The organism is Pseudoclavibacter endophyticus, assembly GCF_008831085.1.
Lineage (GTDB): Bacteria > Actinomycetota > Actinomycetes > Actinomycetales > Microbacteriaceae > Pseudoclavibacter > Pseudoclavibacter endophyticus.
In genome coordinates, this window is record NZ_WBJY01000001.1 from 41,450 (window position 1) to 52,717 (window position 11,268).

Annotated in this window: 8 protein-coding genes and 2 tRNA genes; 2 read left to right on the forward strand and 8 right to left on the reverse strand. The window is 66.4% G+C overall.

All coding sequences use genetic code 11. The annotated features are described in order from the left end of the window. Window positions 1-11: 11 nt before the first annotated feature. Together F8O04_RS00185 and fmdA are read left to right on the forward strand one after the other, a co-directional pair. Window positions 12-605 carry a hypothetical protein gene (locus tag F8O04_RS00185; protein ID WP_158027321.1) on the forward strand — a complete coding sequence of 198 codons (594 nt, stop codon included), beginning with the start codon at window positions 12-14 and terminating at the stop codon, window positions 603-605. Window positions 606-802: 197 nt separating this feature from the next. Beyond that, window positions 803-2,206 (forward strand): formamidase, encoded by a 1,404-nt coding sequence (gene fmdA / locus F8O04_RS00190; RefSeq protein ID WP_158027322.1) that lies wholly within the window; start codon window positions 803-805, stop codon window positions 2,204-2,206. 107 nt (window positions 2,207-2,313) lie between these two features. Here fmdA and F8O04_RS00195 read toward each other — a convergent pair. The 8 genes from F8O04_RS00195 to dnaN all read right to left on the reverse strand — a co-directional run bounded on the left by F8O04_RS00195 (window position 2,314) and on the right by dnaN (window position 11,142). Then, window positions 2,314-2,386, reverse strand: a tRNA-Ala gene (locus F8O04_RS00195). Between the two features lie 117 nt (window positions 2,387-2,503). Further along, window positions 2,504-2,577 (reverse strand) — tRNA-Ile (locus F8O04_RS00200). 55 nt (window positions 2,578-2,632) lie between these two features. Next, window positions 2,633-3,040 carry a DUF3566 domain-containing protein gene (locus F8O04_RS00205; RefSeq protein ID WP_158027323.1) on the reverse strand — a complete coding sequence of 136 codons (408 nt, stop codon included), beginning with the start codon at window positions 3,038-3,040 and terminating at the stop codon, window positions 2,633-2,635. 97 nt (window positions 3,041-3,137) lie between these two features. Beyond that, window positions 3,138-5,834, reverse strand: a complete 2,697-nt coding sequence (gene gyrA / locus F8O04_RS00210; RefSeq protein WP_158027324.1) for a DNA gyrase subunit A — start codon at window positions 5,832-5,834, stop codon at window positions 3,138-3,140. 56 nt (window positions 5,835-5,890) lie between these two features. After that, window positions 5,891-7,996, reverse strand: a complete 2,106-nt coding sequence (gene gyrB / locus F8O04_RS00215; RefSeq protein ID WP_158029012.1) for a DNA topoisomerase (ATP-hydrolyzing) subunit B — start codon at window positions 7,994-7,996, stop codon at window positions 5,891-5,893. 277 nt (window positions 7,997-8,273) lie between these two features. Next, the gene (locus tag F8O04_RS00220) at window positions 8,274-8,771 is read right to left on the reverse strand and encodes a DUF721 domain-containing protein (RefSeq protein WP_158027325.1); all 498 of its coding nucleotides are present in this window, start codon (window positions 8,769-8,771) and stop codon (window positions 8,274-8,276) included. Further along, window positions 8,768-10,003: a DNA replication/repair protein RecF gene (gene recF, locus F8O04_RS00225; RefSeq protein ID WP_158027326.1), complete on the reverse strand. Its 1,236-nt coding sequence runs from the start codon at window positions 10,001-10,003 to the stop codon at window positions 8,768-8,770. The genes F8O04_RS00220 and recF overlap by 4 nt, the downstream gene beginning before the upstream one ends. A gap of 2 nt (window positions 10,004-10,005) precedes the next feature. Next, entirely contained in the window at window positions 10,006-11,142 is a 1,137-nt protein-coding gene (gene dnaN, locus F8O04_RS00230) for a DNA polymerase III subunit beta (protein WP_158027327.1), read from the reverse strand. Window positions 11,143-11,268: the final 126 nt, after the last annotated feature.

An 11,268-nucleotide genomic window follows, 5' to 3' on the forward strand; every position in this document is an offset into this window, starting at 1 on the left:
GAGGAGCCGATATGAGCCCTGCCGACGACAGGATCCCCGTTTACACCTCCGCTGCGCCGCCGACGTCGTCCCCGGACGAACTCCGAGCCCGCATCCCGGGATGGGGCGTTGATCTCGATCTGGCGGACCGGCCCTCGCACCCGAAGGAGCAGTTCATACCGACCGGTGCCCATTGGGATTTTCCCGAGCGACAATCCGAGGATCGACCGCGCGAGCGCTCGATCGAGCACCAGATGCTGACGCCCGTGTTCGGGACGACCGCCCCCCTGCACGGGCTCTCCGGAGTTATTCGCCGGTTCGCCTACGCACGCTTCAGCGAAGCCCGCGCCGCCCACTGGCTGCTGCTGATGGCAGGCGACCGGGTCGAGGTGGTGGAGAGCCGTGTGCAATCGCTCGCCGCAGGTCGTCCCGACAACCCGATCATCGAGACCGGGGTGAAGGCGGAGGCTGCCCACGACGGGTACGCCGCACGGCGCGACAGCAACCGGTCCGACGTCCGGCACCAGTGGCTCGACCCGATCATCGTCGGGTGGCCGTGGCTCGTCGCGGGCGGCATCGGGGTCATCGCGCTCCGAGCACTGCGATTGCGCCGACGACGCAGCTAGAAGGCGCCGGCCGAGAGCGGGTCAGTGACTGTCGGTACCGGCGTGCGATTCCAGGACGGGCGCGATCCACCCGTTCCACGATCACGACGGCTGCGCTCGACGGTTCGTCGAGGCGGGCTGGGATGGACGTCACCCGAGACAAAGAATGACGTCCGATCAAGGGTTGCATCACCAGCAAGCCCGCGTACCGTGTGCGCATGCCGGAGAATCTGTTCCCGCTGGATGCGACGAAGCCCTTCCATGCGCAAGAACGACTGGGCCACAACCGATGGCATCCGGACATCCCACCAGTGGCCACCGTGAAGCCGGGAGAGACGTTCCGAGTCGAGTGTCGCGACTGGTTCGACGGCGCGGTCGGCAACAATGAGTCCGCCGAGGACGTGCTCACTGCCCCGTTCCATGCTGGCCACCAGCTCTCCGGGCCCTTCCGAGTGGCAGGGGCCGAACCTGGGGACCTGCTGGTCGTGGACATCGTCGACGTCGGGCCGACTGATTCCGCTCGGACCGGCTCCCTTCCCGGCCAGGCGTGGGGCTACACGGGGATCTTCGCCCCCGGACACGGTGGCGGTTTCCTGCACGAGCACTTCCCCGACGCTTACAAGGCGATCTGGGACTTCCAGGACGGTCGGGCCAGTTCCCGGCACATCCCCGGGGTGTCCTTCGCCGGGGCACCGCACCCGGGCGTGATGGGCACCGCGCCCTCGGCCGAGTTGTTGGCCCGGTGGAACAAGCGGGAGGCCGCACTGACAGCCCGTCGACCGCTCCGGGTGCCCCCGCTGGCCCTCCCCCCGCTGCCCAAGGGCGCCCTGCTCGGCGCGGTGCCGGACGAGGACGCGGCCCGTCTTGCGCTTGAGGCAGCCCAGACCACCCCGCCGCGGGAGAACGGCGGCAACCAGGACATCAAGGACCTCACTCGCGGAAGCAGGGTGTTTTTCCCGGTGTTTGTCGAGGGGGCGAACCTGTCGGTGGGAGACCTGCACTTCTCACAGGGCGACGGGGAGATCACCCTCTGCGGGGCGATCGAGATGGGCGGATACGTTGACCTGCACGTCGATCTCATTCCCGGAGGGATGACGACCTACCGTGTGGACGGTCACGCAATCTTCGTTCCCGGTTCTGAGGCGCCGCGCCACGAGGACTGGATCTCGTTCTCGGGGATCTCCGTGACGAGCGACGATCGCCAGAGGTACCTCGACCCGTATCTGGCGTACCAACAGGCCTGTTTGCACGCCGTCGACTACCTGACAGTCTTCGGCTACTCCAGGGAGCAGGCCTACCTGCTGCTGGGCGCGGCCCCGATCGAGGCCCACCTGTCTAGCGTGGTCGACTTCCCAAATGCCTGCGCGACCCTCTACCTACCGACCGACATCTTCGATTTCGACATCTGCCCCGGCACTACAGGTCCACACCAGGTTTCCACCACCGACCACCCGCCACGAGCCGACGCCTCGCTGCTTCCCGAGGCCGACGTGCTGAGGGCGGTGCCCAAGCAAAAGCGCGCGCTGCTACCGGCTGCCCGGCGCCTCGGTGGGCGTGCAGCACGCCCGGTCAGTGCGGCCTTCGGCAGTTTGCGCAACCTCCTCAGCCGGCGCGGGGCGTAAGCCCAATCGCGACAGGGTCCCCACGTCGCGCCCGGGAGCGGGTCCCTACGGTGAGACGTACCGTCTCGCCCCGGCTCCAGATCGGCGGGCTCTGACGAGGGAATACGTGGAGGCTAGGGGACTCGAACCCCTGACTTCGACCTTGCAAAGGTCGCACTCTACCAACTGAGTTAAGCCCCCATGTGGGTCACATATTGAGTTGAGGAAGCCTGCTCGCACAGCAGGTGCTCTGCCAATCGAGCTACGTCCCCGGGACCACGCACCGACGGATCTTGCGTTCGAACCGTCCGGCGCTTGTGGGGCTACCAGGACTTGAACCTGGGACCTCTTCGTTATCAGCGAAGCGCTCTAACCGCCTGAGCTATAGCCCCGAATTACAACCCCGCTACTGTAGCGCATCCTCAGTCGGCGGGCGAAATCCGCGTGTCAGCTGTTGGTGAAGCCGAAGACGAGGCCGCCCGTGATCTTGACGGAGAGGTTGTAGAAAAACGCCGCGACGGCGGTGAGGGCCGTGAACGCCACGAGGTTCAACAGCGACACGACGGCAACGGCCACCATGAGGGGACCGAACTCGACGAAGTTCGAAATGCTCACCGTCTCGGTGCCCGACACGTCGTTCAGCAGGCTGTTGACCGAGTCGAACACTCCGGTCTGCACGAGCACCGTCCACAGCAACGCAACGGTGACGAGGGCGACGACGACCCCGCACGCGCTCACCAGCAGCGCGAGCTTGACCGCCGACCAGAAGTCGACGTGCACGAGCCGCAAGCGAACCTGTTTACTCGCGGTCTTGCGCGTCGACTTCTTGGCGAGCTTCTCAGCAACGCTTGTCATTGATCACACCCTCTTGCGCTCATGGGGCCTCGCATGGAGACCCCGTCGAGTCTGGCACACGCGCGCCGACGGGTCACACCTGCGTCACGCAGAGACCCTATCCCTCGGTCGCTGCATCGCTCGGCGCGCCACCCAGCGTGCCGTCGGATGCTTCGCTTTCGGCCGCATCGCCGGCTTCGGCCGTCTCGCCCGCTTCGGCCGCCTCGCCCGCTTCGGCACCGCCCTCGGCCGCCTCGGCCGCAGCATCCAGCGAAATGTTGCCCCCGGCCTCGGGGCCGCCGTTGCCGTTCTCCTCGGCGTCGTCCCTCTCGGCGCGGAGCTCGCGCTCGGGGTTGCGCGCGACGGCGCTCACGACGTCGCCCTTGTCGGGCCGGGCGAAGGTGACACCCATCGAGTCGCGGCCAGTGACCCCCACCTCGGAAACGGCCGAGCGTACGACCTTGCCCGAGGCCATGATGACGAGGACCTCGTCCTCCTCGTGCACGAGCAGAGCGCCGGCGAGACCGCCGCGTTCGCCGTTGAGCTTGGCCACCTTGATGCCGAGCCCACCGCGATTCTGCGTGCGATAGTCGGTGACCCGCGTGCGCTTCGCGTACCCGCCCTCGGTGACGACGAACACGAACGTCTCGGGAGAGGTCCCCACCCCGGCGGCGAGCAGATAGTCCCCGTCGCGGAACGACATGCCCTTCACACCAGAGGTGCCCCGACCCATCGGCCGCAAACTGTCGTCATTGGCCTCAAAGTTCAGCGACATGCCGTTCTTCGAGATGCAGAAGATGTGGTCTGTCGGGTCGACGAGCATGGCGCTCACGAGTTCATCGCCGTCGCGGAGATTGATGGCGATGATGCCCGCTTGACGGTTCGTGTCGTACTCCGTCAGCGGCGTCTTCTTGACGAGTCCGTTCCGGGTGGCCAGAACAAGGTACTGGGCCTGCCGGTAGTCGGAGATGTCGAGGATCTGGGCGACCTGCTCGTCCGGCTGCAGCGCGAGCAGGTTCGCGATGTGCTGCCCCTTCGAGTCGCGGCCGGCGTCGACGAGTTCGTGCGCTTTCGCGCGATACACGCGTCCGTGATTGGTGAAGAACAGCAGCCAGTGATGCGTCGTGGTGACGAAGAAGTGCTCGACCACGTCGTCTGCGCGCAGCTGCGCCCCCTTGACGCCCTTGCCACCTCGATGCTGCGACCGGTAGTTGTCGCTCCGCGTGCGCTTGATGTACCCGCCGCGCGTGACCGTGACGACCGTCTCTTCCTCGGGGATGAGGTCTTCCATGCTCATCCCGCCGTCGTAGCCGGCGAGGATCTCGGTGCGGCGGTCGTCGCCGTACCGGTCGACGATCTCGGTGAGCTCGTCAGCGACGATCTGCCGCTGCTGCGGCTCCGACGCCAGGATGGCCTCGTACTCGGCGATGAGCGTCTCGAGCCGCTCGGCATCGTCGATGATCTTCTGCCGCTCGAGCGCGGCGAGGCGGCGCAGCTGCATGCTGAGGATCGCATTGGCCTGGTCTTCGTCGACGTCGAGCAGCTCCATGAGTCCGCTTCGCGCCTCGTCGACCGTCGGCGAGCGGCGGATGAGGGCGATGACCTCGTCGAGGGCATCAAGCGCCTTGAGGTAGCCGCGCAAGATGTGCACCTCGGCGAGTGCCTTGCGCAGTCGGTACTGCGTGCGTCGCACGATGACTTCGATCTGGTGAGCGACCCACGCGGTGATGAACCCGTCGAGCGAAAGCGTGCGAGGCACGCCGTCGACGATCGCGAGCATGTTCGCGCCGAAGTTCTCCTGCAGCGACGTGTGCTTGTACAGGTTGTTGAGCACGACTTTCGCGACCGCGTCGCGCTTGAGCACGATCACGAGGCGCTGTCCGGTACGACCCGAGGACTCGTCGCGGATGTCGGCGATGCCCTGTACGCGTCCCTCCTTGACGAGGTCGGCGATCTTGAGAGCCAGGTTGTCCGGGTTGACCTGATACGGCAGCTCAGTCACCACGAGACACGTGCGGTTCTGAATCTCTTCGATCGACACGACCGCGCGCATCGTGATGGATCCGCGCCCCGTGCGGTACGCATCCTGAATCCCCTGGGTGCCGAGCACCTGAGCGCCCGTCGGGAAGTCGGGCCCCTTGATGCGGGCCATGAGCTGCACGAGCAGCTCGTCTCGCGGCGCCTCGGGATTGCGAAGGTGCCACAGGGCACCGTCGGCGACCTCGCGCAGGTTGTGCGGCGGGATGTTCGTGGCCATGCCGACCGCGATTCCCACTGATCCGTTCACCAGCAGGTTGGGGAACCGGCTCGGGAGCACGGTCGGCTCCTTGGTCTGCCCGTCGTAGTTGTCCATGAAATCGACGGTGTCTTCGTCGATGTCACGGACCATCTCGAGGGCGAGCGGCGCCATCTTCGTCTCGGTGTACCGGGGCGCCGCGGCCCCGTCATTGCCGGCCGAGCCGAAGTTGCCCTGGCCGAGTGCCAGCGGATAGCGCATGGCCCATGGCTGCACGAGCCGCACGAGGGCGTCATAGATGGCCGAGTCCCCGTGCGGGTGGAACTGGCCCATGACGTCGCCGACGACGCGCGCGCACTTCGAGAACGACTTGTCCGGGCGATAGCCGCCGTCGTACATGCCGTAGATCACTCGGCGGTGCACAGGCTTGAGGCCGTCGCGCACCTCCGGCAGCGCGCGCCCGACGATGACGCTCATCGCGTAGTCGAGGTACGACCGCTGCATTTCAATTTGCAGGTCGACCTTCTCAACGTGGTCGGCGGCTCGCGGGCTCGAGTCGGTCGTGGGTTCGTCAGTCATGTTCGCCCTTCGGCGGTCGGTTGGCGAGGTATCGTGCGCGCTGGGGATGCCGGCGGCTAGATATCGAGGAAGCGCACGTCGTGCGCGTTCTGCTGGATGAACGTGCGGCGCGACTCGACGTCTTCGCCCATGAGCGTCGCGAACACCTCGTCGGCCGCCTCGGCGTCAGGCATGCTGACCTGCAAGAGGGTGCGGTGCTCAGGGTCCATCGTGGTCTCCCACAGCTCCTGGTAGCTCATCTCACCCAGGCCCTTGTAACGCTGGATGCCGTTCTCCCTCGGGATGCGTCGCCCGGCCGCTCGCCCCGCCGCGAGGCGAGCATCTCGCTCGGCGTCGGTGTAGACGTACTCGTGGTTGGCGTTCGTCCACTTCAGGCGGTACAGCGGCGGCTGAGCGAGATAGACATACCCCATCTCGATGAGGCCCTTCATGTAGCGGAAGAGCAGCGTGAGCAGCAGCGTGGTGATGTGTTGACCGTCGACGTCGGCGTCGGCCATCAGGATGACCTTGTGGTACCTGGCCTTCCCGGCGTTGAAGTCGTCGCCGATGCCCGTGCCGAACGCGGTGATCATCGACTGGATCTCGGCATTCTGCAGTGCTCGGTCGAGCCGCGCCTTCTCCACGTTGAGGATCTTGCCCCGCAGGGGCAGGATCGCCTGCGTGAGCGGGTTGCGCCCCTGCACCGCCGAGCCGCCCGCCGAGTCGCCCTCAACCATGAAGATTTCGGAGATGGTTGGATCCTTCGACTGGCAGTCCTTGAGCTTGCCGGGCATGCCGCCGGTCTCGAGCAAGCCCTTGCGGCGCGTTTGCTCGCGTGCACGCCGAGCGGCAAGGCGTGCCTGCGACGCCTGTGTGGCCTTGCGCGCGATCTCGCGGGCCTGCGAGGGATTGCGTTCGAACCAGTCGCTCAGGTGCTGGCCGACGATGCGCTGCACAAAGGCGCGTGCCTCGGTGTTGCCGAGCTTCATCTTCGTCTGACCCTCGAACTGCGGCTCGCCGAGCTTCACCGAGAGGATCGCGGCGAGGCCCTCGCGCACGTCTTCACCCGTGAGGTTCTCGTCCTTCTCTTTCAGCAGCCCCTTCTCGCGGGCATACCGGTTCAGGATCGACGTCAGCGCGCCGCGGAAGCCCTCGAGGTGCGTGCCGCCCTCTTTCGTGTTGATGGTGTTGGCGAACGAGTGCACCGACTCGGTGTACGCGCCCGTCCACTGCATGGCGAGCTCGAGGGAGATGCGTCGCTCGGTGTCTTCCGCGTTGATCTCAATGATGTCATCGTGCACCGTTGGGATCTTCTTGCGCGAGATCAGGTGGTGCACGTAATCGACGAGGCCCCGTTCGAACCGGAACGAGTGTTGGCGCCTCGGTTGCCCGGCGTCCCTGGCGGCCTTCTCGCCTTCGGTGCGAGCGGCATGGTCGCTCGAGCCGTCACCCACTTCGTCGGCCGTCGCGATGACGGGACGGTCAGCTTCGCCGTCAAGCTCGGTGATCGGCACGATCGAGTCCGATGTCAGGTCGGCGGGATCGCGTTCGTCCGCGATGTCGATTCGCAGGCCTCGGTTGAGGAACGCCATCTGCTGGAACCGAGTCCGCAGCGTCTCGTAGTCGAACTCGACGGTGTCGAAGATGTCGGCATTCGCTTGGAAGGTGATCTCGGTGCCGGTCTCATCGGTGGCCTCGCCGCGCTCGATGGGCCCGGTCGGCACGCCATCACGAAATTCCATGAGCCACTCGTAGCCGTCTCGTTTCACGCGAGCGCGGAACGAGGTGCTGAGCGCGTTGACGACCGAGGAGCCGACGCCGTGAAGCCCGCCCGAGACGGCGTATCCGCCGCCGCCGAACTTGCCACCCGCGTGGAGCTTCGTGAGCACCACCTCGAGGGTTGAAATGCCTTCGACGGGATGCGTCGCGACCGGGATGCCGCGGCCGTCATCGGTCACGCGCACGGTCCCGTCGGCGAGCAGGCGCACATCGATCAGGCTGCAGTAGCCGGCGAGCGCCTCGTCGACCGAGTTGTCGACGATTTCGTAGACGAGGTGGTGCAGGCCGTCGGGGCCCGTCGAACCGATGTACATGCCGGGCCGTTTCCGGACGGCCTCGAGGCCTTCGAGCACCTGGATCTGACCTGCGCCGTAGTCGTTCTCGACTCGATGCGTCGCCGGCATCCTCGATGTTTCGATGTGCTCCCCGCGCAGTTCCTCCGCGTCCCCTGCGGCGCCCGCCGTGTCGCCGACCGGCTTACCGGCATCGGGTGCCTGCTCTTCGGGTGCATCAGTCATCGTGCGGCGGCTCCTTCGGGTCTGAACAGGAAAACGCGCCGATTGCGCGACGTTGCGCGCGTACCATCGGCACAAGCATCCATGCTACCAACTGAGCGGCGCCCAGAGCCGCCAAACGGCCGTTTCAGCGAAGTTTTGGCCCCAGGTGGATAATTTTCCCTCCCTAGCCGTAGGTATCGCGCGGACCGCGCCCAGGAACCGATCTGCGGCCGCGTTTCCACGAGGGCGCTCCCGGGTTCAGGAACCGAAGCTCTTCAACGCGTGCGTCCGGGTGCCGTTTCGCGATCTCGCCGAGGAGCACGCTCCGCATCCGACGGAGCTGGGTCGCCCACGCCGTTGAATCGCATTGCACGACGAGCGTGCCGTCGTCGACGTACATCGGCGCCGAGTGCGCCGCCGTCTCCTCGCCCGCGAGCTCGCTCCACTCGTTCATGAGTTCTGCCTGCGCCATCGGCGTCTGCCAGCCGAGCGTGCGGCGCACCGTGCCGAATGCCGCGGCGAGCGTCACCGGGTCGCGGCCCGCTCCGAAGGGTTGACTCTCAGCGTCGTCGCCGACGTCCCCGTCCGCACCGCGCTCCCGCGCGATACGCCGCAGAAACGAACTCGTGGCCCCGCCGAAGACGGTCTTGAAGTGGGCGTAGACGCGCACGTGCTCGTTCATGCCGACCCTTCCTGCCCCGCTTCCGCCCCGGGCGGCTCGCCTGTCATCGGCGACTCGCCGCCGATGACACCGTCGTGGATGTGCGTGACCCGTCCTTGCAAGGCCGGCGGCACATCCTCGAGCACCGCGGCCGTGATCAATACCTGCTCGAACGCGCCTACAGCGTCGGCGAGCCGCGACCGGCGACCGGTGTCGAGCTCCGCGAACACGTCGTCGAGGATCAGGACGGGATCGCCCGCCCGCGATGCACCTCGGACGAGTTCCGCCGCAGCAAGTTTCAGCGCGAGCGCGAACGACCAGGATTCGCCGTGGCTCGCGGTCGTGCGGGCGGGGAGACCGTTCAACATGAGCACCGCATCATCGCGGTGCGGGCCGACCAGGCTTTGCCCACGATCCAGTTCCTGCTGTCTGGAGTCGCGAAGTCGGCTCGCGAAGCGCTCACGGAGCTCCTCGTACTCGATCGCACCCGCGGCGACGGCATCGACGCCATCCGTGTCGCCGTCGTCGATCGTCGCGACGGGAGACTGGCCGAGCGCGGTCACCCGCAGTTCGAGACCGACCCCGTGATCGCCGCCGACGAGTCTTCCGTAGGCCTCGGTGAGGTGCGGGGCCAATTGCTCAACGAGCACGAGTCGTTCCGCGATGATCTCGGTGCCGAGCTCGACGAGCCGCTCATCCCATACCTCGAGCGTGCTCAGTTGCGAGCCACTCTTGTTCGAGGGGACCGACCGCCCAGAACGCAGGAGCGAGTTGCGCTGCTTGAGCACGCGATCGTAGTCGGCGATGACGCGGCCGACGCGCGGTGAGTGGGTCGCCAACAGCGCGTCGAGGAAATCACGGCGCTGCCCTGGATCGCCACGCACAAGTGACAGATCCTCCGGGGCGAACAGCACGGTCGTAAGGTATTGCGGCAGCTCTCGCGAGCGAACCGTACGTTCACCCACGTGGGCACGATTCGCGCCGGACTTTGCAATGCGAACGTCGATGCGCATCCTGCGGCGCTCATGGGCGAGCTCGGCACGGACAAAAGCGGCTTCGCTCCCGCGACGAACGAGCGCCGCGTCGCTCGAGACCCGGTGCGAACGCAGATGAGCGAGGTATCCGATCGCCTCGATGAGATTCGTCTTGCCCTGGCCGTTCGAGCCGACGAACACGTGCGCGCCGGCATCGAGAACGAGCTCGGCAGACGCGTAATTCCGGAAATCGCGCAGCCAGAGATGGGCGACGTGCACCGTTACCGCATGAGCAGGTTGGGCTGCAGGAGGTATCGGTAGCTGTCGCTTGCCTGGTCGCCCGAGGTGTGCCCCGTCATCAGCACCGGGCCCGGCTTCCCCGGGTTTTCCGTGCGTGTGAACGCGATTCGGACGAACTCGCTGTGGATCGCGAGTACTCCGTCAAGCAGGAACTGCGGCTTGAGCGATACGACGATGTCATCGCCGTGGAGCACCACATCGAGCTGCTCTGAGGCCTGCGCCTGCTCGCTGCCGAGCGCCTCGAGCGAGAGGCCGTCCTGCGTGAACGTGAACCTGAGTGCCGCCTCGCGTTCGAGCACGAGCTGCACTCGGCGGACGGCGTCGACGAGCTCGGACGTCTGGAGCACGGCGTAGTGCGGCAGTTCAGTCGGGAACAGTCGTTCAACCGCCGGGAAATTGCCCTTGATGAGGAGCGAGGTGACGGTCTTGTGGTCGGAGCTGAAGGCGATGAGCTCGCGCTCGCCCTGGACGACGTGCGTCAACGTCAGCTTGCCTGCTCCACCGAGCGACTTCGCGGCCTCCGCAAGCGTGCGCGCCGGGACGAGCGCGGTCGTCGGTTGCTGGAAACCGCCCTCCCACTCGAGCTCCCGGACGGCGACGCGATAGCGGTCGGTCGCGAGCAAGCCCAGCGAGTCGGCTCCGAGCGTGAGGTTGACACCCGTGATGACGGGGGCGACATCCTCCTTCGACGCCGCGACGGCGACCTGAGCGACGGCCTGTGCGAACGACGCGCCATCCACGGTGCCCTGCTGCCCCTCGATTGCCGGCAGCGATGGGAACTCTTCGAGCGGCATGATCGGCAAATGGAACGACGCCTGGCCGCATCGGATGACGACACCGCGCTCGTCACGAGAGAGCTCCACCGGCGCCTGCGGGAGACGGTTCGCGATCTCAGCGAGGAGCCTGCCCTGCACCAGCACGGCCCCGGTTTCGGTGATATCGGCTTCGATCGACGTGCGGCTGGAGGTCTCGTAGTCGAATGACGACAGCTGGAGCGCTCCGCTCGTGGCCTCGAGGACGACGCCCGACAGGATCGGCAGGGTCGGTCGCTGCGGAAGGAGCTTGACCACGAACGACACGGCGTCGCTGAAGACGTCACGGTTGACCACGAACTTCACGGCGAGTTCCTCTCGTTGTGTGCCTGCCAATGCTAGTGGGCCTGTGCTTGGCGGCGCAGCGTCGGGCGGTGGGGGCCGATCATGTCATTGGGGAGGAATTGAATGAGAGAGAAACTTAAGCCTTCG